Origin of the sequence: Longicatena sp. 210702-DFI.1.196, assembly GCF_020563125.1 — a bacterium.
Classification (GTDB): Bacteria; Bacillota_I; Bacilli_A; order Erysipelotrichales; family Erysipelotrichaceae; genus Longicatena; species Longicatena caecimuris.
In genome coordinates this window covers 131,667-153,157 of the sequence record NZ_JAJCPX010000002.1, presented here as the reverse complement: position 1 = coordinate 153,157, position 21,491 = coordinate 131,667, and the positions used below count along the sequence as shown (strand labels likewise).

Annotated in this window: 30 protein-coding genes; all 30 read left to right on the top strand. The window is 39.3% G+C overall.

All coding sequences use genetic code 11. The features are described 5' to 3' along the window. Positions 1-18: 18 nt before the first annotated feature. The 30 genes from LI241_RS01870 to LI241_RS01725 all read left to right on the top strand — a co-directional run bounded on the left by LI241_RS01870 (position 19) and on the right by LI241_RS01725 (position 21,049). Positions 19-636 (top strand): hypothetical protein, encoded by a 618-nt coding sequence (locus LI241_RS01870; protein WP_227150913.1) that lies wholly within the window; start codon positions 19-21, stop codon positions 634-636. 137 nt (positions 637-773) lie between these two features. Further along, positions 774-1,520 carry a hypothetical protein gene (locus LI241_RS01865; RefSeq protein ID WP_227150912.1) on the top strand — a complete coding sequence of 249 codons (747 nt, stop codon included), beginning with the start codon at positions 774-776 and terminating at the stop codon, positions 1,518-1,520. A 12-nt stretch (positions 1,521-1,532) separates the two neighbouring features. Then, positions 1,533-1,784 (top strand): hypothetical protein, encoded by a 252-nt coding sequence (locus LI241_RS01860; protein WP_128125344.1) that lies wholly within the window; start codon positions 1,533-1,535, stop codon positions 1,782-1,784. Continuing rightward, on the top strand, positions 1,729-2,121 hold the full coding sequence (locus LI241_RS01855; protein ID WP_128125345.1) for a translation initiation factor 2: 393 nt from the start codon (positions 1,729-1,731) through the stop codon (positions 2,119-2,121). The genes LI241_RS01860 and LI241_RS01855 overlap by 56 nt, the downstream gene beginning before the upstream one ends. Beyond that, positions 2,108-2,473 carry a hypothetical protein gene (locus tag LI241_RS01850; RefSeq protein ID WP_128125346.1) on the top strand — a complete coding sequence of 122 codons (366 nt, stop codon included), beginning with the start codon at positions 2,108-2,110 and terminating at the stop codon, positions 2,471-2,473. The genes LI241_RS01855 and LI241_RS01850 overlap by 14 nt, the downstream gene beginning before the upstream one ends. Next, entirely contained in the window at positions 2,473-2,871 is a 399-nt protein-coding gene (locus tag LI241_RS01845) for an HK97 gp10 family phage protein (protein ID WP_128125347.1), read from the top strand. The genes LI241_RS01850 and LI241_RS01845 overlap by 1 nt, the downstream gene beginning before the upstream one ends. Next, entirely contained in the window at positions 2,871-3,302 is a 432-nt protein-coding gene (locus LI241_RS01840) for a DUF6838 family protein (protein ID WP_128125348.1), read from the top strand. The genes LI241_RS01845 and LI241_RS01840 overlap by 1 nt, the downstream gene beginning before the upstream one ends. 16 nt (positions 3,303-3,318) lie before the next feature. Beyond that, positions 3,319-4,386 (top strand): phage tail sheath subtilisin-like domain-containing protein, encoded by a 1,068-nt coding sequence (locus LI241_RS01835; RefSeq protein ID WP_128125349.1) that lies wholly within the window; start codon positions 3,319-3,321, stop codon positions 4,384-4,386. A gap of 11 nt (positions 4,387-4,397) precedes the next feature. Next, positions 4,398-4,835, top strand: a complete 438-nt coding sequence (locus LI241_RS01830) for a phage tail tube protein (protein WP_128125350.1) — start codon at positions 4,398-4,400, stop codon at positions 4,833-4,835. A gap of 14 nt (positions 4,836-4,849) precedes the next feature. After that, positions 4,850-5,284 (top strand): hypothetical protein, encoded by a 435-nt coding sequence (locus LI241_RS01825; RefSeq protein ID WP_227150911.1) that lies wholly within the window; start codon positions 4,850-4,852, stop codon positions 5,282-5,284. A 17-nt stretch (positions 5,285-5,301) separates the two neighbouring features. Continuing rightward, positions 5,302-5,454 (top strand): hypothetical protein, encoded by a 153-nt coding sequence (locus LI241_RS01820; RefSeq protein WP_227150909.1) that lies wholly within the window; start codon positions 5,302-5,304, stop codon positions 5,452-5,454. A gap of 22 nt (positions 5,455-5,476) precedes the next feature. Further along, on the top strand, positions 5,477-8,389 hold the full coding sequence (locus LI241_RS01815; RefSeq protein ID WP_227150907.1) for a hypothetical protein: 2,913 nt from the start codon (positions 5,477-5,479) through the stop codon (positions 8,387-8,389). A 14-nt stretch (positions 8,390-8,403) separates the two neighbouring features. Beyond that, positions 8,404-9,120, top strand: a complete 717-nt coding sequence (locus LI241_RS01810) for a LysM peptidoglycan-binding domain-containing protein (RefSeq protein WP_128125355.1) — start codon at positions 8,404-8,406, stop codon at positions 9,118-9,120. Next, positions 9,117-10,073 (top strand): hypothetical protein, encoded by a 957-nt coding sequence (locus tag LI241_RS01805; RefSeq protein WP_128125356.1) that lies wholly within the window; start codon positions 9,117-9,119, stop codon positions 10,071-10,073. The genes LI241_RS01810 and LI241_RS01805 overlap by 4 nt, the downstream gene beginning before the upstream one ends. 9 nt (positions 10,074-10,082) lie before the next feature. Further along, positions 10,083-10,436, top strand: a complete 354-nt coding sequence (locus LI241_RS01800) for a DUF2577 family protein (protein ID WP_128125357.1) — start codon at positions 10,083-10,085, stop codon at positions 10,434-10,436. Then, the gene (locus tag LI241_RS01795; RefSeq protein WP_128125358.1) at positions 10,433-10,891 is read left to right on the top strand and encodes a DUF2634 domain-containing protein; all 459 of its coding nucleotides are present in this window, start codon (positions 10,433-10,435) and stop codon (positions 10,889-10,891) included. The genes LI241_RS01800 and LI241_RS01795 overlap by 4 nt, the downstream gene beginning before the upstream one ends. After that, positions 10,891-11,991, top strand: a complete 1,101-nt coding sequence (locus tag LI241_RS01790; protein ID WP_128125359.1) for a baseplate J/gp47 family protein — start codon at positions 10,891-10,893, stop codon at positions 11,989-11,991. Before LI241_RS01795 ends, LI241_RS01790 begins: the two co-directional genes overlap by 1 nt. After that, the gene (locus LI241_RS01785; protein WP_128125360.1) at positions 11,988-12,533 is read left to right on the top strand and encodes a putative phage tail protein; all 546 of its coding nucleotides are present in this window, start codon (positions 11,988-11,990) and stop codon (positions 12,531-12,533) included. Before LI241_RS01790 ends, LI241_RS01785 begins: the two co-directional genes overlap by 4 nt. Beyond that, positions 12,534-14,174: a hypothetical protein gene (locus LI241_RS01780; protein WP_227150905.1), complete on the top strand. Its 1,641-nt coding sequence runs from the start codon at positions 12,534-12,536 to the stop codon at positions 14,172-14,174. It begins immediately after the preceding gene. 11 nt (positions 14,175-14,185) lie between these two features. Beyond that, complete coding sequence (locus LI241_RS01775) at positions 14,186-14,509, top strand: hypothetical protein (RefSeq protein WP_128125362.1); 324 nt, start codon at positions 14,186-14,188, stop codon at positions 14,507-14,509. Between the two features lies 1 nt (position 14,510). After that, complete coding sequence (locus tag LI241_RS01770; RefSeq protein ID WP_227150904.1) at positions 14,511-14,654, top strand: hypothetical protein; 144 nt, start codon at positions 14,511-14,513, stop codon at positions 14,652-14,654. A gap of 69 nt (positions 14,655-14,723) precedes the next feature. Further along, positions 14,724-15,104 carry a hypothetical protein gene (locus tag LI241_RS01765; RefSeq protein ID WP_128125363.1) on the top strand — a complete coding sequence of 127 codons (381 nt, stop codon included), beginning with the start codon at positions 14,724-14,726 and terminating at the stop codon, positions 15,102-15,104. Then, positions 15,097-16,149 (top strand): GH25 family lysozyme, encoded by a 1,053-nt coding sequence (locus LI241_RS01760; protein ID WP_128125364.1) that lies wholly within the window; start codon positions 15,097-15,099, stop codon positions 16,147-16,149. Before LI241_RS01765 ends, LI241_RS01760 begins: the two co-directional genes overlap by 8 nt. Positions 16,150-16,222: 73 nt before the next feature. Next, positions 16,223-16,633 (top strand): DNA adenine methylase, encoded by a 411-nt coding sequence (locus LI241_RS01755; RefSeq protein WP_227150902.1) that lies wholly within the window; start codon positions 16,223-16,225, stop codon positions 16,631-16,633. Then, entirely contained in the window at positions 16,627-16,965 is a 339-nt protein-coding gene (locus LI241_RS01750) for a DNA adenine methylase (RefSeq protein ID WP_227150900.1), read from the top strand. The genes LI241_RS01755 and LI241_RS01750 overlap by 7 nt, the downstream gene beginning before the upstream one ends. Before the next feature lie 90 nt (positions 16,966-17,055). Then, positions 17,056-17,283 (top strand): helix-turn-helix transcriptional regulator, encoded by a 228-nt coding sequence (locus LI241_RS01745; RefSeq protein ID WP_128125365.1) that lies wholly within the window; start codon positions 17,056-17,058, stop codon positions 17,281-17,283. Between the two features lie 97 nt (positions 17,284-17,380). Next, on the top strand, positions 17,381-18,301 hold the full coding sequence (locus LI241_RS01740; RefSeq protein ID WP_227150898.1) for a PTS sugar transporter subunit IIA: 921 nt from the start codon (positions 17,381-17,383) through the stop codon (positions 18,299-18,301). Between the two features lie 13 nt (positions 18,302-18,314). Next, a complete protein-coding gene (locus tag LI241_RS01735) occupies positions 18,315-18,767 on the top strand; it encodes a PTS sugar transporter subunit IIA (protein ID WP_008687222.1) in 453 nt (150 codons plus the stop codon). A gap of 571 nt (positions 18,768-19,338) precedes the next feature. Beyond that, positions 19,339-19,578 (top strand): DUF4314 domain-containing protein, encoded by a 240-nt coding sequence (locus LI241_RS01730; RefSeq protein WP_008687224.1) that lies wholly within the window; start codon positions 19,339-19,341, stop codon positions 19,576-19,578. 325 nt (positions 19,579-19,903) lie between these two features. Beyond that, a complete protein-coding gene (locus LI241_RS01725; protein ID WP_008687226.1) occupies positions 19,904-21,049 on the top strand; it encodes a DUF349 domain-containing protein in 1,146 nt (381 codons plus the stop codon). The last annotated feature ends 442 nt before the right edge of the window (positions 21,050-21,491 follow it).

The window sequence follows — 21,491 nt, the reverse complement described above, 5'->3', positions numbered from 1 at the left end:
TGCAAAGGAGGAACCACTATGGAAGAAAACAAATCTCAAGCAACAACGACGCAGACACAGACAGCGTCAACACCCCCAGCAGAGGAAGAGGCAAAGAACATTTTTGCAAAAATTGTCGGCTGGGTGAAGAATGGTGAAGTCCCTGGAGATACAACAACAAATACGGATGGGGCTACACAAGCAATAGAAGGTGATCAGACAGCCAAAGCAGAGGGAGAAAAGAAATCCTATACTGCAGAGGAAGTTCAGCAGATGATTGCCGATGAGCAAAAGAAGTGGCAGGAGGCACAAAAAACAGCTACCACAACCACTGCAGCACCAAAAGAAGAAAAAAAGGTTTCCGAGGCTGAGCGTATCGCAAAGTTGGAATCAGATCTGCGTAAACAGTATGCAGCTAAGAAGTTGACTGGTGCTGGTTATCCGGAAGAACTGATCGATTTACTTGACGTTTCAGGCGATGATGCCCTAGATGCATCATTTAAGAGGGTTACGAAAGTCTTTCAGTCATCCCTTGAAAATGGTATCAAATCACATTTAAAGGGTAGAACCCCACAGGCTGCTAGTGATGTAAAAGTTGGCAGTGTCGAATCGCAAAAAGAAAACGCCCGAAAACTTATGGGTATCAAAAAGAAATAGTAGGATTGTAAGTTATGAACAATATTGAATTAGCACAGGTATGGCTCCCTATTCTTGATGAGCTGTACCAGCAGGAGGCTTTGACTTCCATTCTGGACGCTGATGAAAATTCCGTTATGGTTGATCAGTATGGAGAGATGAGAGTCGCGAAACTGGATATGGATGGACTTGGTGACTTTGACCGTAATTCCGGTTATACCAAGGGATCCACAAAATTAAGCTGGGAAGTTGTCAAGTATGACAAGGAACGTTCTCAGGAATTACGTATCGACCGTTTGACAAACCAGGAGGCTTTAGGTATTCCGTTCAGTCGCTTGTCTGGCGAGTTCTTGCGAACAAAAGTCATCCCTGAAACTGATGCCGGTCGTATTGCAAAAATATGCGGTGTGAGTGGTATTACAAAGGTTGAAGAAACCATCGCAGATGGAATGGAAGCTGTCAAAGCATTGCGTAGAGCATCTGACAAGATGGACAATGACCAGGTCTCTAAGGAAAACAGAATCCTGTTTATCCAGGGAACGTTGAAGTCTTACATCGATGATCTGGATACAACGAAATCAAAAAAGGTACTTGATAAGTTCTCTAAGATCATCGAGATGCCACAGGCTCGTTTCTATACTGCGATTAATCTTGCCACTGGTAAGGAGGAAAACGGAGATACCAAGTTCGGTTATAGTAAGGCTACCGGCGGTAAAGATGTCAACTTCCTGGTAGTTGAAAAGAGCGCAGTCATTTCTAAGTTGGTTCAGTTCCTGAAATATTTCAGTCCTGATGCTGACCAGATCGCTGATGATCACGTATTCAAATACAGAAACAATACGCTTTATGCTTATATCTACGAAAACAAGCTGGCTGGGATCTACTGTTCCCACGCTGCAGCGTAAGGAGGTGCCACTATGTCTACAGTTATTGGTTTACAGTACGATAAGAACGGAAATCCGATCGTCGATGGTAAAGCAGAAAAGAAATACACCGATGCAGAATTGACTGCAAAGGTTGAAAAAGCCAAGGAACTTCTAATGAAAGAAAATGCTGAATTGAAAGCGAAAATCAAGAAGTTTGAGGAAGCTGCCAAGGAAGGAGCTGACCAGAATGGAACCAAGGATCCAGGAAGCAGTGACGCGAATAGCAAAGGAAGTAAAAAGTAATAAAAAACTTGATGAAGGAATGAGCGAGACAGTCGAGCGTTACGTGCGCAGGGCTGTCTGGCAAATCCTTGCACACTGCCACCGCGAAGATCTACCAGAACAGTTGGAGGATACCGCAGCGCAGATATGTGAGGATATGCTGATTGCAGATGGTCATATTGAAAATCCAAACAATAAGGAAGTATCAAGTATTTCCAGAGGAGATACGTCCATTTCTTATCGTGATCCGAAATCTGCCTATCAAAATAGTGTGAATTTCATGAAGGATTATAACTGTATCTTAGTTCATTTCAAAAAACTCAACACACCAAGGGATCCAAAATATGACCGAAGCTGATATTTTAGCTGCGACATATAACGATACCATGAATGTGTACCGACCAGTAAAAGGCAAGGATCCAGAAACTGGAGAAACCATTTTCCTGAAAGGATTGGATGGTAAGCGAGTATACACCGATATCCCCTGTGCATTATCCAGTCCGACTGGTGGAAAGATCACAAAAAATGGAATGGTTGTAAAAGCGGTGACGGAATATTCCTTATTCTATCGTCCGGAAATTCATGTTGAGAAGAATGATACGATTGAAGTCACACATCTTGGACGAACGATCATTTGTTCTGCAGGACTTGAAAAAGGATACTGCAGCCATAACAATCTGCCCTTGCTGATGGATGAGGAGGATGCCTGATGAGCGGTGTTGATACAAGCGGTCTTGATGAGTTTGACAAGGCTCTTGCTCAAATCATCGAACATGACTATCCCACTGAATTTTTAGCACTCCTTGCACAGATCGGTGTGGATTGGCAAAGTGCAGTCCAGGATCTTACTCCGGTAAGGACGCATCACCTGCAGGAAAACTGGTTTATCGGTGATATCGAGAAAAAAGGCAGTCTTTACATCATTACACTTTACAACAATGTCGAATATGCAGAACCAGTAAACTATGGTCATAGATCAAAAGGCGGAGGCTTCATCGAGGGCGCTCATATGCTGGAGGTTTCATGCGATATGCTTGACACCATGCTACCAGGATATCTAAAAGACTGGATGAGCGACTTTCTAGACCGCCACGAGATTGATTTCTAATGATTACATTCACTGAACTCAAAAAAAAGATCGTTAGTGATTTAAAAAGTATAAAAGACATTGAAGTGGCTTTCGAGGAGCTTTCAAAAACCAAAGAAAGTGAAACACTGGATGAGTGGTTCTTTGTTACCCTCCTTCCAGTCACGAATCAGCTGAATGGTGAAAAGATGCGCGATCGCTCGTTTATCATCGATATCGCCTACTGGCATAAAGAGCAATCAAGAAAACGTTATTTTGAAATGAATGAATCACTGGATAAAGTATTCCAGCCTTGCTTTCACATCTTAGATAGACATATCACGATTCCAGAAGTTACATTCAGGATCGTAGATGATGTCGCACATTATGTATTTACATTGAAGTTCACTGACCTTGTGGATAAACCGCAAGATGGTGTTCCTGCAGAGGAACTGGACTTCACGATTATTTAAACAGGAGGAAAAAAACATGAGTATAGGATTACCACAGGTGATCATTGATTTCGCTGAAAAAGCGCAGAGCATCATTAAGCGCAGCGAGCGTGGTGTGGTAGCAGTAATTTTAAAAGATGATACTGCAGATGCCATCCCGTTTCAAATCTGTAAGAGCTTGAATGATGTTGACTTTACGAAATTAAATGAAAAGAACTATCAATACCTGAAACTGATCTTTGAGGGAGCGCCCGCAAAGGTCATCATCGTAACACAAAAAACATCAGTGGCAACATACACCGCATCACTTGCCCTGCTTGTCGATTACAAGTGGAACTATTTGACAGTTCCGGGCGCTGATCAGGAAGCAACCACTACGCTGGTTAGCTGGATGAAAGAACAGCGAACAGCAAACAAAAAGACCTTTAAGGCAGTGTTTGCAGGAACTGCAGCTGACAATGAAGGAATTATCAACTATACGACTGATAAAGTTGTATCTACCATCTCAGGGACAGAAGTCACGCTGAGTGCAGCTGAATACTGCGCACGTATTGCGGGAATTGCTGCTGGTCTGCCATTGAGTAGATCAATGACCTATTACAAACTGTCTGATATTATCTCAGCCGAAACGCCCGCTGATGCAGAGGAACGAATTGGCAAAGGCGAACTCATCATCATTTATGATGGAGAGAGCTTCAAGGTCGGTCGTGGTGTTAATTCATTGACATCTGGGAAAAGTGATGACCTTAGAAAAATCAAGATCATTGAAGGACGTGACATGATCAAGGAGGACATTAAAACGACCTTTGAAAATGATTATGTTGGGCAGGTCATCAATGATTATGATCACAAGCAGGCATTTGTGGCTGCCATACTGAAATATTTCCGCGGTATTCAGGGTGATGTTTTAGATTCTAATGCGGAGAATACTGTTTCTATCTCTTTGGAAAAGCAGAAAGCCTATCTCGAAATGAATGAGATTGACACAGATAAGATGAGTGACGCTGAGATCCTCTCTGCAAATACAGGAAGTAAGATCATGCTGGAAGGTAAGATCAAACTTGTGGATGCAATGGAAGATCTTGACCTGTCACTTGAAATGTAGGAGGTAAAGAAATGGAAATCACAGGAAATAAAACGCTATCAGGTACATGGGGAACCTTATGGATCGATGGACTTCCGGTCATGGAATTCAAAAAGATTGAAGCCAAAGTTTCTGTCAATCGTGAAGATGTTCAGCTTGGTATCGATGTTGACTCCAAAATGACAGGGTTAAAAGGTGAAATCAGCGTAACGATCGCCAAGGTATATGACAGATACAATGCGGTATTGGCAAATTATAAAAAAGGCAAAGACGTGCGCAGTCAGGTCATCACGAAACTTGCAGATCCTGATGCTGTCAATGGTGGCGTGTCTCGATACAGTATTGATAATGTCTGGTGGACTGATCTTCCACTGGTCATTATGGAAAAAGGTGGAATCATTGAAGAAGAATTAACAGGAGGATTCACACCAAGCGATATGACACCACTTGATCAGATCGCAGTTGCATAACAGGAGGAAAGAAAATGGCAAACTCAACAGAAACAAAAACAATGCTGGAAATCATGGCTGCTAAAGCTGCAGCACGTATCAAAGCAAAAAAGAAGTATCAGACCAAGGAACTTGAAATCCCTTCATTGGACGATGGTGACGATACTCCAAAAACTATTACGATCCGATCGCTGTCTGACGCCGAAATTACTGAGTGTATCAATTATGGCACAGATGGTGATGATGATGACAGTGCAGATAAATATGCGGTGTATATTGGTGTTACCAATCCTGACATGAAGGAACTTGGCAAGCTGATGAAACAGAGCGGTGATATCGACTATACGATGCAGGTCGTGGATATGTTTACCCGCTATGAACAAACGGAGATTGCAAAGCAGATCATGCAGCTCTCTGGCGTTCTTCCCGGCGAAAAGAAAGTCAAGGTCGTTAAGCATCTAAAAAACTAATCAAGCATGATGGTGAAATGTACCTGCTCCATCATTATGTGCAGAAAGGCTGGAAGGTAGAGGAATTTCTTAACCTTCCAGAATTTGAAAAACTGTTTTATCAGGCGAGTATGGAATACCATTACGAAGAACTGGAGGAAGCAGCGAAATCTGCGGCAAAGAAAACCTAAGGTACAGGAAAGGCGGTGAATCATGGGAGTTTTAGCAAAGCTGAGCGTTACGGATGATGTGACCACTACCTTTAAGGAAATCCGGAAACAAAACAAATCTTTAAAAGATGAGATGCAGTCAACCGGAAAAGAACTTAAAGAAACGTGGGACACGAAGTATAAACCCGCAATCGACAGCACATCTGCCATGAAGTCTATCCGCAGCTTGCAGTCAAGCGCTAATAAATTCAAGGAGGGTGTCAATACCAGGATCCGCTTGAATGACGACGATATGAGGAAGCTGAACAAAGCCAAGGCGAAACTGACCGCGTTTGGACGAATGGTCGCTTCCCCTTTTATTAAGATCAAGGACTATGGGACAAAGCAAGTGCAGGCACTTACTATGAAACTCCAGCGACTTGGCAACATGGTGATCACACCAATCGTCAAGCTGAAAGACATGGCATTGAACAAGCTGAAATCATCTATAAAGTTATTTCAGCAAGTAAAGAATTATGTCATGGATCCAATTATCCGGATTCGTGATCAAGTGACTAGCAGGCTTGCTCTGATTACTGGCAAGCTGAAAGCAACCGCAAGAACAGTGATTGCTCCGGTTATCCGTCTAAAGGATCAAGCGACTGCTAAGTTATCAGCATTCAAGGCTTTTGCCAAGGAAATGGGCGGTCTTGCCATGATACCTTTGCTGGCATTGAAAGACATGGCAACACGAAGGCTGGTACAGATAAAGAACAATCTTCTCTTTCTCGCTAAGCTGAGTATCCAGCCGGTGATCAAACTGGCGGACTTTGCAAGTGCAGGCATTCACCGGATCCGCAGCGCACTGTTTGCGATACCGGGAAGAACCTACAGAGCCATTGTGAATGTAGGTGGAAATGCTTTAAACGGTATAAGAGCAATCAGAGCCAAACTCAAAGCATTATCTTCTATGGTCGTATCTCCTATTGTGAGGATTGCTGGTAATGCTTTAAACAAGGCGAAATCAATCTACAGCGAAGTAAAGCGCATTGGAAAGATCGTATCCCGTCCACTGGTAGCATTAAAAGACCAGGCAACAAGTAAAGTGAGTGGTGTGTTCTCCAAACTGAAAACAGTTGGGAAAACGGTAGTAAAGCCGGTTGCAATATTGAAAGATATGATCAGTGCAAAACTAGCACCAATCACAAGCAAACTGAAAACAGTTGGAAAGATGGTTGTAAAGCCGATTGCTAAAGTTATCGATAAAACAGGAAGCGCTCTTGCATCTATCGGCGGTAAGCTGAAATCATTGGCGAAAGGTCTTGTTATACCGGTTACTGCCAGCGTAGTAGCGCTAGGTGCAGCAGTAAACAGTGGTATGCAGCTCGAAAATCAGCAGGTATCTATTGAACACTTTATCGGTGCTACGAATAAAGACTATGGACAAGATCAAATCAAGGCAGCAGCGAATGAGTTTACAAACGCTCTTCGTGAAAATGCCAATGCGACACCGTTTGAGACGGGAGAAGTCATTCAGGCAGGATCCCGAGCAATCGCAATTACTCAAGGTAACCGCAAGGAGGCTATGAATCTTGTAACCTTAGCAGAGGACATGGCTGCAGCATCTGGTGGTACAAAATCTGTAAGTGATGCAATCGAGGCACTAGCAGATGCGAAACTCGGTGAAATGGAGCGTCTGAAAGAATTTGGCTTTAAAGTATCGGCTGAGGAATTTGATTCAAAGGGTTTTGAAGGTGTTTCAAAAGACCTTTCAGAATTTTATGGCGGTGCTGCTGAAAAACTGGCTACGACCGGAAGTGATTTATTATCAACCATCACCGGAAAGATGAAGTCAGGAGTCGCAGACTTTGGCTTGAAGATCGTAGAGCAGCTCAAGCCTGTTCTTACCAATGTCATAGGCTTTATTGATAAGGCAATGCCTTATATTGATGAGCTGGGTACAAAGTTCGGTGACAGCCTTGGAAAAGGCATCCAGTTTATTAGTGATATGATGCCTGGCTTCATTTCCGGATTCAAACAAATGATGCCGACCTTCTCCGCTATCATTTCAGGGATCCAGCAGATGCTCCCACCGATTATGGCATTTGCCGGGACGGTTGGCGAAACGATAAAGTCGGTTATTGTTCAGGCAGCACCTGTCATACAGACGATCGTTGATGCCATCGCACGTATCTTACCTGCGATCGAACCGGTATTCTCAACTATTGTGACCACGGTCGGAAATATCGTGACTACAATCCTTCCTCCGCTTGGAAATGCGTTTAGCATGATTGCGGATGTGATTGTTGCGATTGCACCTATTATCGACGATGTTTTTACTGGCATCAGCGAAACCATAGGAACTGCAGTGTCCGGCATAGCTGACATCATTCAAGGCGGACTTGATCTGATCAGCAGTATTTGGTCAGGCGACTGGCAGGGCGTTGTGGATGCCTTTGGAACTATCTTCGGCGGTATTGGGGAAATCTGTAAGGCTCCGATCAACGCGGTTATTGGTATCATAAACGGTGCTATCGACGGTATCAATTCAATAGCGGTTGATGTTCCTGACTGGGTACCATTCGTAGGTGGTGAACACTGGAGCCTTGGATTGGATAAGATCGACTATCTTGCAAAAGGTGGAATCGTCAACAAGGCAACACCTGCTATTGTTGGTGAAGCTGGTAAAGAGGCAGTCATGCCACTTGAAAATAATACCGGCTGGATCTCACAGCTTGCAGATAAGATCAACAGCAGAGCATCAAAGCGTAGTACACCAAAACCTAAAAGTGATCCGTTCCCTTCTCCTGCACCAACGCCTGGACAAGCAGGAAATGGTCAGATCATAAATAAGACCTACAACATCACAGTTGCTAAAGTCGCAGATGAAGTCGTTGTCAGAGAAGAGGCTGACATTGACAACATATCAGAAAAAGTCGCTGAGAAGATTATCGAAGTGGCTGAAAATCTTGACTAGGAAGGAGGAAAGACATGAGGACAAGAATTATAGAACTCAGTGCAAATGATAGAAAGGAAGTGATCCAGCTTCCTATCAATCCATCAGAGATAGCATTTACGGATCCGCAGAACAACCAGCAGGTAACACTCCTTGATGTAGGAAGTGTGAATCTGCTTGGAGAGCGCGGTCTAATCAGTGTTACCTTTGAAAGTTTCTTTCCTGCTGAAAAATCGCCTTTGTATTTTCGCGGTGGTGCCAATCGCACACCTAAGGAATATAAGGCGATGGTCAAGAAATGGAAAGATAACAAAAGCGTCGTCAGAATGATTATCACAGATCTGGATATCAACCTCGCTATGTCAGTAGACAGCTTTGAATACAAGCAGCGCGAGGGAGATGATGATATCTACTACTCCATTGTCCTGACGGAGTATAAGACGCTGAATGTTCCAACTGTAAAAGTATCCACCAAAGTGAAAAGCTCCATAAAGACACGCCCAAAACCTGCAGCAAAGAGTTCCGGATCATCCGGAAGCTCTGGCGGTGGAGGTGGAAGTTCTTACACCATCAAAAGCAATGATACCTTGTGGGCTATCGCAACACGATTTTACGGGAACGGTACGCAGTATATGAAAATCTATAATGCGAACTCTTCCACGATTGAGAGCGCAGCGAAGGCACATAGATTCTCCAGCTCGCAACAGGGACACTGGATCTGGGCAGGAACCCAGTTGACAATTCCGAAATGAAACTGCTGACTGGTGGAAAGGACATCATTGAACTGGTGGAGAGCATTACATGGAGTGGAGATACGAAGGAAGTCAGCAGGAAACTTTCTTTTGTAATATATCAAAACGAAAAGGACAAGCAGATGCCTAAGGTCAGCATCAATGCAGGAGATGATATCATCCTGCAGGACGATAAAGGAAAAGCTATCTTCGGAGGTGTTATTCATAAAATCGACCGAAACTCTGCAGCGAAAACAATGACCTACCTTGCCTATGATCTTCTGTTTTACGTGAGTCGATCAGAAATATCAAAGATATTTGACAATACGCCAGAGAGCATTACAAAGACCATTTGTGACGATCTTGGCATACCGACAGGGAGCATCGAAAAGACAGGCATCAAGGTCTATTATCCTTGTTTGCAGAAAACTGCATACGAGGCAATCATGATTGCCTATACCTATGCAGGCAGAACGAATGGCAATATCTATATACCTTTAATGAAAGATATCAACAAGCTGTGTGTGATCAAAAAAGGTCAATATAGCGGAGTGGTTGTTGAAGGTACCTATAATCTGGAAGATGCTACGTACAGCGTAACCAGTGAGAATGTGGTGAATCAAGTAGTCGTTACGGACAAGAACGGAAACACCATCAAGACGCTGGATGATCTAGCAAGCCGAAACAAATATGGAACGGTGCAAAAGGTTTATAAGCAGGAAGATGGTACAGATGCAACAACAGAGGCAAAGGCATTGTTCCATGGCATTGATGAAACAGGTACAATTCTCTCTTTGGGAGATACCAGGGCAGTATCCGGATATTCGCTGGCAGTACAGGAAAGCAAATCAGGGCTATATGGATTGTTTTACATTGAGAGTGATTCACATACATTCGCAAATGGAAAACATGAAATGAGCCTGACTTTGGCATTTGAAAATACGATGGACGAAAAGGACATCCCATCAGAATAGGAGGAGAACATGAAACCAACAGACAGAAAATTGATTGATGCAATCTTAAAGATTCGAGGAAAGCAGTCAGAGGATCATATCCTAGTTGGCAAGATCCACAGTGTGTCTCCCCTGCAGCTAAATATGTATGACCAGATCATTAAAAAACACATCTATCTCAATAATGCTTATACTTGTACAAGTGATAGCGAAATATCTAATAGCATTACATGGGGCAAGGACGACGACAAAGCCAATTATGCCATGTTCCCATATTTGCAGAGCGTCCTTAAAAAGCAGCTGCTGCATAAAGGAGATATGGTCATCGTACTGCAGAGTGGTATATCGTTTTACATTCTCGAAAGAGTGGTGAAGATGGCATGAATCAATCAATATTTCCATTCATCAACACTGAAATGGTTGAGGAACTGGCAGAACAGCCATCAAATGAAATATTATGTGAATATGCATATGACTTTGAACAGAATTGTCTGGCAAAGGATGCAGCTGGAAGGAACTACTATGTGTATGGCAATGATGCATTACAAATCCATATATATAAAGCGCTAATGACCGAGAGGTTCCGCCACTTAGCCTATTCGCAAGATTACGGAAATGAAATGCTGTCCTTAATCGGGCAAAGCATGAACGAAGAAATCGCGAAAATGGAAGTCAAACGTTATATTGTCGAAGCTCTTATGTATGATAACGATTATATAACTGAGCTGAAAGACTTTGAATTTGAAGTAAAGGAAAGTAAGATGTCAGTCCGTTTCACTGTGCTATCAGTTTATGGAGAAATGGATATTGATACTGAACTGAAAGGAGTGAGTGGATAATGACAGAAAAGGATTACCTTGAAATAGCAAGGTCAATGCAGGGTGATGAATTCGCGTTTGAAAACATCATTGCAAGAATGAGATCCAATTTAAAAAACCCTGCAAGCAAGCAGGAAGGATCCTTCGCGATGGATAGCATTCAAGCAATCGCTCAGGAGATTTCACGCATGATGTATATGCGTGTGATCAGTTATCTTGATCTTACCTTTCTGGATACAGCGGTCGGAGAATTTCTCGATCGTAAAGCCGATGACTATGGGATGAAGAGAAATCCTGCCACACCATCAAAAGGAATAGTGATTTTTACAGGCAAAGAAGGTACGACAATTCCTAAGGGACTTGGTGTGATAAGTGATGGTTTTACATTTTTAACTGATTATGAGGCAGTCATATCCAGTACGTTAAGTGTTTCAATTCCTGTAACCTGTATAACGACGGGAATTGAAACCAATATCTCAGCTGGTGCTATAACTGGAATACGTGCGGTTGATGCTATCGACGGAGTTAAAGCTGAAAATCAAACAGATTTTGAAGGCGGAACTGAGATTGAAGATGATGAATCATTCAGAAAACGTATTTATGAGAAATTGCGTAATCCCATAAGCAGCGGAAATGCCAATTCTTATGTGTATTGGGCGAAACAGGTATCCGGTGTTGGAAATGCCAGATGTATTCCATTATGGAATGGGAATGGCACTGTAAAGGTTGTTATTCTATCTAGCGATGGCGGCACACCAGATGATATAATCATCAAAAACGTAGCAGACTATATCGAAACACAGCGCCCTGTCGGCGCACAGGTGACCGTAAGTAAAGCTATCGCAAAGACAATCAACGTTGTTGGTAAAATACAGTTGAAACAAGGATATAAATTATCAGATGTGCAGAATGAATGTTACAGGATTATTCATACATATCTAACAGGAATAGCCTATGAAGAGGACAGCAAAGTCTTATCATACTATAAGATCAGTGACTTGCTATACAATGTGGCAGGGGTAAAGGATGTCATTGATTATACAGTGAATGGTAAGAAAGAGAGCATCACAGCACAAGCTGAGGAGTTCTTCGAACTGAACTCTATTGAGATCAAAACATGAACATATCATCATTGCAGTTCCTGCCACAATTTATCTTATCCAATCCGGATATAAAAGAACTACTGGATGCAGAACAGGTAGAAATAGATCGTCTCAGCGATTGTATTGAACTTTTAAGATCTCAAACTATTATAAGTACAGCTAGTATATATCTATCAAGATATGAGGCAATGTTCGGTTTCGAAACTAATTCAAAATCAGATTCAGATTCAGTACGAATTAGGCGAATATTGGCAAAACTCAATACACAGACAAATGCCACACTAGCAACCATGCGTAAAATTATATCTACAATTACATATAGTAAAGATATACAAATTAATGAGTATTTTGCACAATATATATTTACAATAGATATTATCAGAGATAAAGATGATTTAATGTCTGTAAATAATATAGCAGACATCACAGATTTAGTTGAAACCATAAAGCCTGCTCATCTGGGCTACATAATACATTTAATTAGATCCGATAATCCTACAACGAACATCGGAGTAGGAACATTAGTATCAAGCATTTTTGAATTTCAGGAGGTGAATTAAATGGCTTTTAAAGGCATGAAAATAACTGATGGTGGTCGATGTTTACTAGCACAGGCGCAAAATAATAAGTCTTTTACAATAAAATGTATTCGCATTGGTTGTGGCTATAATGTTGGTAATATCACAAATACTGTAATAGAACCGTTATTCGATGTAATTCCAGAAATCAAGCATGAGGATAATGCGTTATTTGTTGAAGCGGATATTGCAAATTCAATACATGATAATTATTATTTAAGAGAAATCGGTGTTATTGCTGAAAACAGCAATGGAGCAGAGGTGTTATATGCATACGATAACTCAGGAACTGATGCTGAATTTATAAATTCCCAGACGGATGGTATTGCTTATGAAAAAAGATTAAGATTCATTTTCAATATATCTAATGATATAAATATCAATATCAAAATCAATGGAAGTGTATATGCATTACAACGAGATTTAGATGCACATGTAAAAGATAATGATAATCCACATAAGGTCACAAAAATGCTGATTGGGCTTGGTAATGTTGACAATACAAGTGATGCTGAAAAACCAATAAGCAACGATACTAAAGTGGCATTATCAAAAAAGGCACCTCTTAACCATACGCATCAAATAGCAGAAATTATAAACTTCCCATCTAAAGTTTCATATTTTTCAAATGACAATAACTATCAAAATGAAGAACAAGTAAAAAGATTGATTTCAGCCCTAGTTAATTCAGCGCCTGAAACTTTAGATACTTTAGAGGAATTAGCAAATGCATTGGGCAATGATCCTAATTTTGCGACTACCGTAACCAAGCTGATAGGAACTAAAGCAGAGATCAATCATGAACACACAAAATCAGATATTACGGACTTTCCATCATCACTTCCTGCAAACGGTGGTAATGCTGATACAATCGAGGGGAAGCGCGCAAGTGATTTTGAACCCGCTTTTGAAAAGAAAACTGCATTCAATAAAAACTTCGGCAATACAGCCGGAACCGTGTGCCAGGGTGATGATCCAAGGTTAACAGATGCACGAATGCCTATAAATCATACTCACACACAATCACAGATTACAGATTTTCCTAAATCGCTTCCAGCTAATGGAGGAAATGCTGATACTGTCGATGGAAAAAATGTTAATTATTTAATTGATTATCGCAACTTCATCAATAAGCCAACGGAGTTTCCACCATCTAGTCATAAGCACTCAAAAACTGAAATAACAGATTTTCCAAGCAAGTTAAGTGCATTTGAAAACGATATTAAATATCAAACAGAAGAACAAGTGAAGGAAACTGTAAATGTAATAGATAAAAAATTAAAAAATCAGTGCAACCAGAATCGTATTGAACTTACAAACTCATCTTATTATCCAGTTACAATTGGATATCGTAATGGACAGGTAGTGTATCTCAAATGCTCTGGTATTTTGGAAAAAGAAGTGCCAGCTAATGCAGGATATGTGGTCGCTCTGTCTATGCCGGCGGAATATTGTCCAAACGTGGATATTACCGCATACCCTAATATATCCTATGCAGGTAAAAATATTAAAGTTGATATAACTACCACTGGAAAAGTGATATTTACAACACCAGAAAAACTACCCATAGGGTTTGGATTAAATATGCATTTTGTATACATGACAGGTAAATCAAATTTCTAAGGAGAAAAGTAATGGAAGATAAAGTAATGATCAGAATTGATGATCGCAATATCATTATCGATATCAAAAACCTTCATGATGTTGCAGATCGATCAGACTGGATATTAGATTATAATATTCAAAATATCAATCATGAGAACTTAACAGATAAGTTTGGCAGATATAATTATAAATATATTGAAGGATCAGTAGTAGAACTGACGGAGTTGGAAAAGAAACAACTATTTCCAGAATTAACTTTTGAAGCAGGATCTGTGCCAACACTTACACAACGTGTTGATATGCTAGAAAGTGCTATGCAGGAAATGATTCTGATGCAAATGGGAGGAAATTAAAATGGCAGAGTTTTTAGCATATCGTATTTTTTCTGGAAAACTAGAGTACAGTCATGTTCCAGAAGCACTAAAATATTCAGTAGGGAAAATTCTTGTGGAAATAGGATGTAAAAATCTGACAGAAATAAGTAACAATGATTTATAAAATGTTTTATTTTTCGATTTTGCTATAAAAGAATAAAGTTATAGTACAAAGAAAGGAGGAATACTTTTTATGGAATTAAATGAAGTATTCAAGGTGTTATCTTTAATGATCGTATTCTCTATCCTGATCCAGTTCTTGGTGGACAGAATCAAGGAAATATTTGGAGAAAAGTTTATGCAGTACATTCCTTCGGCTATGATTGCAGCAGGTGCAGGCATTCTGTTTGCCTTTATGTTTGGAGTGGATGTTTTCGAGGCTTTTGGCTTGAAATCTAATATTCCGATTATTGATATGGTAATCAGTGGTCTGATTTTATCTGCAGGAGCGCCGGCTATTCACGAACTGATTGAAAATATCAGAGAGCAGCGTAATGCATTAAAGGATTCTATTGATATTGGTACTGTTCTAGTATCAGATAAAACAAGCGAAGGAGGAAAAGAAAATGCGTAGATTAGGCGTAGATATTTCAGAACACAACGGAAATGTGGACATGGCAAGAATTAAAGCGTCTGGTGTTGAATTTGTTATGTTAAGAGCAAGCTGGGGACACTTCCAAGAAGATGCTCAAGTTCGAAACAATGTGGCAAAATGCAAAAAGGCAGGTTTACCTTTTGGTTTGTACCATTACAGTTATGCTGACAGTGACGCTGCCGCACGTACTGAGGCGACTCATTTCTTAGCATTATGCCGAGAATTGGGTGGATACACATATCCACTAAACTTGGACATGGAAGATGCCGATGGCTGGAAAGCTCGCAACGGTGTAGGCGATGCTCAGAACATCAGAACGATTCAAATTTTCAAGGACATCATTGAGGGTGCAGGCGAGTATCTTACTTTATATATGAGCAAGTCATGGTTCAACCGTTTGAGAAATGTAAATTCTAAAGTTGTCGATTCATTGGATCCTTGGCTAGCTCATTGGGGTATTTCAGAGCCTAGCATGAGCTGCGGTATGTGGCAATACACATCTGATGGCAAAGTCGATGGATCCAGTGCAAGAACTGATATGAATTATGCATATAAGGACTATCCTTCTATTATTGCAGGATTGAAAAAACAGCCTGCACCAGGAGTATCTGAACCGGTGAAACCAGCTCATGCACCTTCTACATCATTAAAAAAAGGTCAGAAAGTTAAAGTGAAGAAATCCGCAACTAATTACGTAACAGGCGAAAGCATTCCTTCATGGGTTAAAGATGAAACTTATACAATCTTACAGCTTGGGTCTGGTAAAGCCTTGCTTAAAGAAATAATGTCATGGGTACGTATTGAGGACATTGAAGGACAGGCATCTGCATCTGGAAGTGGATTGTTCCAAGGCTGCAGTGTACGTGTTAAAAAAGGAGCAAAAGACTATAATGGTGTTGGTCTTGCTTCCTTTGTCTACAATACCACATATTCAGTTATTGAAATCAATGGTAATCGTGTAGTAATCGGGCATAATGGCGCAGTTACTGCTGCGGTTCACAAAGACAATTTATATAAGGTATAGCGACAGCCAGGACAGTAGAACAGCTGTCCTGCTCTCCTGATTATAACAACGCCGTTATGAGAGGAAAGTTTATATGAATTCATTTATACCGTGGATAGGCGGTAAAAAACTATTAAGGAAACAGATTATATCTATGTTTCCAGAGGATGTTCCAGAAAGATATATCGAGGTATTTGGAGGTGCTGGATGGGTACTATTTGGTAAGGAAGTAAATTCAAAACAGATGGAGGTATTCAATGATATCAATTCACAATTGATAAATCTCTATCGATGCATCAAATATCATGATGCAGAACTACGTAAAGAGTTAGATTTCTTACTTTTATCCAGAGAGCAATTCAATGATTTTAGAGAGCAGATCAATGTGAACGGACTTACTGATATACAAAGAGCAGCACGATACTACTATCTGGTCAGAGCCTCCTATGGTGCATCGTGTGATACATTTGGGTGTAATAAAAGAATATATCTCCTGATATGTTAAATGGCATTAGAAAGCGCCTTGAAAGGGTTGTTATAGAAAATAAAAACTATGATAATCTAATTAAAGTTTATGACAGAGAGAAAGCATTATTCTATTGCGATCCACCATATCACAAGACTGAACATTATTATATGGCTACATTTACGGAGCAAGACCATATTCATTTAAGGGACTGCCTTGCAGCCATTAAGGGTAAATTCATTTTATCATATAATGATGATGAGTTTATTCGTAGCCTTTATACAGGTTTCAATATCTATCCAGTTGAGAGATCAAACAATTTAGATAAAGCAAGAGGAACCTTTAAAGAACTGATAATAACAAACTATTAAGAAAGTCAAGCCTTATTCCGCAAAGCGTAATATAATTCCATATTTTAGCAAAACAATTCATTTGCGGTAAAATTTGGACGAGGCGTTGTTATGATCAGAATTAGATTATCAAGACTTTTGGGTGAGAAAAAAATGACACAGGTAGAGCTTTCTAGAAAAACTGGAGTCCGTAAAGCGACTATTAACGAGCTTTATTGGGAGTTGTGTGATTATGTTAAACTCGAAACGATTGATAAAATCTGTCACGCTCTTAACTGTAAAGTCTATGAATTATTAGAGAATGAATCAGATAATGAGCGAAAGAAAAATGCTGGTTGAAGTGACCGCAAAAAAGGTGTTATCAAGAAGGTTTTAAAACCATTGAAAACACCTTTTTATTATCCTTTTAACAAGCACCTTTTTTTTGCCATTTTAAATGCAACGTTTTGCCATTTTTTGCGCAACACTACAGCCATTTATTAAGAAAGAGTATAAAAATGTTTTCCGAGCAACCTGGGCTATCAGCATTTTATTTGAAGAGACATATGGTTTACAGATTACCGAAGATGAATTGGGATATATCGTGCTGTACATTCAATCTGCCATTGAACGAAAGACTAGACAATATCGGGTATGTCTGTTAACGGATTCCAGCCGCGGACATGCACAATTGTTAGTAGAACGTCTGCGTAAGTTGGTTCCTGAAATTAATGAAATTCGTGTGGAAGGTATTCATGATTTTAAATTGGAAGAGCAGGCGGAGATGGATATGATCATCACACCGCACACCTTGCCGTTTCATGATAAACGAATCGTCGAAATTTCTAATATTCTAAGCGATGGTGGTATCCTGAAGCTGCGTTCCCATATGGAGGAATTGAATCTTAAGACAGATGATGTGCCAAATCCTTTCTCACCTATTTGTTTTCCACTATTTTCTCCAGACTTGATTTTTATGAATTTGGATGTGAAAGATAAAACGGAATTGTTAATTTATTTGTCTCAACAGATGGAAAACAAAGGCTTTGTAACTGGAAAATTCTGCGAGAGTGTCTTGGAAAGAGAGAAAGCAACGACGACTTCCATAGGAAATGGCGTCAGTTTGCCACATGGGGCACAGAGTGAAGTCAATAACTCGAAAGTCGTTATAGCAACCTTGAAAAATCCTATTCTGTGGAATGATGATTTAGTAGATGTAGTGTTTCTATTAGGATTCAAGATGGATACACCAGATGAAGTAAAACGCATCCAGGTGTTCTATAAACAATACATCTCATTAGTAGAAACAGATGAAAAAGTACAGAAACTTAAGCAGATGAAATCGAATGTAGAATTGTATAAATATTTAATTCAATAGGGAGGATATTACAATGAAACTGAATGATGTATTAGATGAAAGAATTATCGATATGCATGTGCAGGCAGAGAATAAGGATGAAGCTTTGACTGTACTGGCACAGAGGTTAAAGGATGCAAATTATATCGATGATGTAGCATCTTTTAAGAAGGATATTTATTTAAGGGAAAGTGAAGGTATGACAGGAATTGGCAATTATGTGGCTATTCCTCATGGTAAAAGTGATTCTGTGACCAATGTTGGTATTGCTATTGGTAAGTTGGATCATGAAATAGAATGGGAGACGCTGGATGGGAATGGCGTTAAGCTGATTTTCCTCTTTGCTGTTTCCAATGATCATGAATATGCGCGGAATCATATGTTATTGTTAGCAGAAATCGCACGTAAGCTTGGTAACGATGAAGCGATTGAAACCTTGTTGAAGGCGGAAACAGTAGAAGAAATCAAAGCGGTTTTTAAGGATTAATTTAAGGGGTAATTAGGATTGCTACAAATCATTTTATGATTGTGTTACATGTAGAAAGTAAAAAATCCGCGCGTTGATAGGATTCTTGCTTTTAAAGAGTGAAATAAAGGGTGAATAAAAAATAGGAAGATTTTGATCATGTTGATAAAATAAGATCAAATCTTCTTTTTTTATTGTGTTTTGAATGTTACATGTTTGAAACCGGTATACGTTTCATTATTGTTAAAAGAGGGCTGGAGAATCGAGAATGAAAGTTTTTCGATAGTTTCCTTTCGAATATATTAAGTAACTTGTATTTTGATACTGCTGTACGCACTATGTGTTATAGTTTATCAAAAGGTGAAAGAAGTCTTACGCTTAGGGTGAAAGAAGTTTTCTCATAAGATGAAGGAAGCTTCACAATAAATAAAATTCGAAAAATGAATGAAACCTTTTGAAAGGAAAGGAAGTTGTTTCAAAATGATGAAATGACTTATTTAAAGGTTAATAAAAGGAAACGAAATAACTTTTTAAAAAGACAAATAGACCCTATTAAAAAGATGAAATCCTTTATAGAAAGGCAAGCGGTAATATGTATAAAAAACAAGATAATATATGTATATCAACTAAGATGCTAGCATGTTTGCGGAAGTTATATCCGATAGGAACAAGAGTGGAATTAGTGAAAATGGATGATGTACAAGCTCCTCCTGTAGGTACAAAAGGTACGGTTTATGGAGTTGATGATATTGGCAGTTTGCTAGTACATTGGGATAATGGAAGTACGTTGCATGTTTTATATGGGATTGATGTTTGTAAGATTTTAAAATAATCAGTGAATAAGCTCGTGGATAAGATGGATTAATTGAAATGGTAAACTATTATTAAGAATGAAGCAAAATTCAATGGTTTTATCATTTTTATTTTATATGAAGATACAGTTAATAGAATAGATATCATAGGGTGCCCTTCTTATAGGCAAATTCAAATAATTATGTCGTTTGTACTTTCAATTGGGAAAATTTATCTTATCCAAATGAAAAAATCGTTTATAATAAGCGAGTAAATTTCAAAATGGGGATGAAATTTCCACCAAGATGAGGTAAAATTGATATTGTGAGCGACACTATAAAGGAATTTGAACTGGAGGAATATATATGTATAACGAGAATGATGAATTGTATGAAGTAAATGATTATGATGAAGATATTCGCTGTCGTGAAGCCTTGATAGAAGAGGCAAAGAATTTGCCAGAGACAGCAGATTGGAAAGAAATCTTAAATTTAAAGAAAAGATGGAAAAGAATTTCTTATTGGGATTCTGCATATGAAGAAAAATTGTCAGAAGAATTTGATAGTTATATTGATGTGTTTTATGCAAAACGTAAAGAGGGATATCAAAGTAATGAAGTATTGAAACATGAACTGATTCAGCGCGCTGAAACATTAGCCGAAACAGATAATTGGAATCAGGGAAGTGAAGAAATGAATGAACTGATGAATCAATGGAAAGCAACAGGTTCTGCCGGCAGAGATACCGATGATCAATTGTGGGATGCATTTAATGCAGCACGTCAAAAGTTTTTTGATCGTAAACATCAGCATTGGGAAGAATTACAATCAAAATTTGGCAATGCCCGCCAAGTAAAAGAAGACTTGATTAAAAAAGCTGCTGCTCTTGTAGATTCTAAGGATTGGCAGAAAACAAGTGAAGAGTTCCGCCATTTGATGGAAGAGTGGAAAGCTGTTGGAAGTGCTGGTAAAGAGTATGAAGATCAGTTATGGGCAGCATTTAATGAAAGCAGACAAACATTCTATGAACGTCGAAATGTATATTATAATGAATTACACGCTGAGCAAGATCAAAAGTATGAACAGAAGAAGGAATTAATTGCTAAAGCTAAAGTAATTGTTGATAGGAATGAATATACGAGAGAAAATACAAAAGAGATGAAAGATCTCAATGTGGAATGGAAAACAATTGGTTCCTGTGGTAAAGATAAAGAAGATCAGGTTTGGAAAGAATTCCGTGAAATTATGGATGCCTATTTTAATGGTTTGAAGCAATGGAACGAGCAAAAGCATCAGCAATGGCGTCAACGTATGATGGATGCGCGTTCTCGCAAACAAGAGCTTGTACAAAACCAAAAACGCCAAATCAAGCGTATGCAAGATGAAATGGTTGGTCTATTGGGACAAAGAGCTATTGATGAAATGGAAGAGCGTATAGAAGAAAAGAAAGAGTTCATCCAACAGTTAGAAGAAGAATTAGCAGATATTGAGAAAAGATTGAATGAGCAATAATGTACCTAAGCTAAGCGCAATGCTGTTTAAATACTAGTTGTGGCATCTAAACACAATGCTGTTCAGATGATAGTTATGGCATTTAAATGCAATGCTGATTAGATGATGTTATGAAATCTAAAAGCAATGCGGATAAGATGATGTTATGAAATCTAAAGCGTTGCGGATAAGATGATGTTATGTAATCTAAAGCGATGCGGATAAGATGATAGTTGATGATTATAATCAGCAATAAAAAATTGCCGGTATTGCTGGAAATGAAATCCTTATAGCATGGTATGAAGGGGAGTAACTATGCAATAATATAATGAAGTTATTTGGCATATCCTTTCGTTATGAATTTAGTAAGTAATCCTTGCTATTCATGGCGAAAGGTTTTTTTATACGTCGAGATAAGTGCTTACTAGAAATATTATATCGGAGTCAGTAAAATAGATAATAA

Excerpts from the sequence above, each read along its gene's own strand:
- LI241_RS01870 (WP_227150913.1), top strand. The coding sequence starts at position 19 with ATGGAAGAAAACAAATCTCAAGCAACAACGACGCAGACACAGACAGCG.
- LI241_RS01865 (WP_227150912.1), top strand. The coding sequence starts at position 774 with ATGAGAGTCGCGAAACTGGATATGGATGGACTTGGTGACTTTGACCGT.
- LI241_RS01860 (WP_128125344.1), top strand. The coding sequence starts at position 1,533 with ATGTCTACAGTTATTGGTTTACAGTACGATAAGAACGGAAATCCGATC.
- LI241_RS01855 (WP_128125345.1), top strand. The coding sequence starts at position 1,729 with ATGGAACCAAGGATCCAGGAAGCAGTGACGCGAATAGCAAAGGAAGTA.
- LI241_RS01850 (WP_128125346.1), top strand. The coding sequence starts at position 2,108 with ATGACCGAAGCTGATATTTTAGCTGCGACATATAACGATACCATGAAT.
- LI241_RS01845 (WP_128125347.1), top strand. The coding sequence starts at position 2,473 with ATGAGCGGTGTTGATACAAGCGGTCTTGATGAGTTTGACAAGGCTCTT.
- LI241_RS01840 (WP_128125348.1), top strand. The coding sequence starts at position 2,871 with ATGATTACATTCACTGAACTCAAAAAAAAGATCGTTAGTGATTTAAAA.
- LI241_RS01835 (WP_128125349.1), top strand. The coding sequence starts at position 3,319 with ATGAGTATAGGATTACCACAGGTGATCATTGATTTCGCTGAAAAAGCG.
- LI241_RS01830 (WP_128125350.1), top strand. The coding sequence starts at position 4,398 with ATGGAAATCACAGGAAATAAAACGCTATCAGGTACATGGGGAACCTTA.
- LI241_RS01825 (WP_227150911.1), top strand. The coding sequence starts at position 4,850 with ATGGCAAACTCAACAGAAACAAAAACAATGCTGGAAATCATGGCTGCT.
- LI241_RS01820 (WP_227150909.1), top strand. The coding sequence starts at position 5,302 with ATGTACCTGCTCCATCATTATGTGCAGAAAGGCTGGAAGGTAGAGGAA.
- LI241_RS01815 (WP_227150907.1), top strand. The coding sequence starts at position 5,477 with ATGGGAGTTTTAGCAAAGCTGAGCGTTACGGATGATGTGACCACTACC.
- LI241_RS01810 (WP_128125355.1), top strand. The coding sequence starts at position 8,404 with ATGAGGACAAGAATTATAGAACTCAGTGCAAATGATAGAAAGGAAGTG.
- LI241_RS01805 (WP_128125356.1), top strand. The coding sequence starts at position 9,117 with ATGAAACTGCTGACTGGTGGAAAGGACATCATTGAACTGGTGGAGAGC.
- LI241_RS01800 (WP_128125357.1), top strand. The coding sequence starts at position 10,083 with ATGAAACCAACAGACAGAAAATTGATTGATGCAATCTTAAAGATTCGA.
- LI241_RS01795 (WP_128125358.1), top strand. The coding sequence starts at position 10,433 with ATGAATCAATCAATATTTCCATTCATCAACACTGAAATGGTTGAGGAA.
- LI241_RS01790 (WP_128125359.1), top strand. The coding sequence starts at position 10,891 with ATGACAGAAAAGGATTACCTTGAAATAGCAAGGTCAATGCAGGGTGAT.
- LI241_RS01785 (WP_128125360.1), top strand. The coding sequence starts at position 11,988 with ATGAACATATCATCATTGCAGTTCCTGCCACAATTTATCTTATCCAAT.
- LI241_RS01780 (WP_227150905.1), top strand. The coding sequence starts at position 12,534 with ATGGCTTTTAAAGGCATGAAAATAACTGATGGTGGTCGATGTTTACTA.
- LI241_RS01775 (WP_128125362.1), top strand. The coding sequence starts at position 14,186 with ATGGAAGATAAAGTAATGATCAGAATTGATGATCGCAATATCATTATC.
- LI241_RS01770 (WP_227150904.1), top strand. The coding sequence starts at position 14,511 with ATGGCAGAGTTTTTAGCATATCGTATTTTTTCTGGAAAACTAGAGTAC.
- LI241_RS01765 (WP_128125363.1), top strand. The coding sequence starts at position 14,724 with ATGGAATTAAATGAAGTATTCAAGGTGTTATCTTTAATGATCGTATTC.
- LI241_RS01760 (WP_128125364.1), top strand. The coding sequence starts at position 15,097 with ATGCGTAGATTAGGCGTAGATATTTCAGAACACAACGGAAATGTGGAC.
- LI241_RS01755 (WP_227150902.1), top strand. The coding sequence starts at position 16,223 with ATGAATTCATTTATACCGTGGATAGGCGGTAAAAAACTATTAAGGAAA.
- LI241_RS01750 (WP_227150900.1), top strand. The coding sequence starts at position 16,627 with ATGTTAAATGGCATTAGAAAGCGCCTTGAAAGGGTTGTTATAGAAAAT.
- LI241_RS01745 (WP_128125365.1), top strand. The coding sequence starts at position 17,056 with ATGATCAGAATTAGATTATCAAGACTTTTGGGTGAGAAAAAAATGACA.
- LI241_RS01740 (WP_227150898.1), top strand. The coding sequence starts at position 17,381 with ATGCAACGTTTTGCCATTTTTTGCGCAACACTACAGCCATTTATTAAG.
- LI241_RS01735 (WP_008687222.1), top strand. The coding sequence starts at position 18,315 with ATGAAACTGAATGATGTATTAGATGAAAGAATTATCGATATGCATGTG.
- LI241_RS01730 (WP_008687224.1), top strand. The coding sequence starts at position 19,339 with ATGTATAAAAAACAAGATAATATATGTATATCAACTAAGATGCTAGCA.
- LI241_RS01725 (WP_008687226.1), top strand. The coding sequence starts at position 19,904 with ATGTATAACGAGAATGATGAATTGTATGAAGTAAATGATTATGATGAA.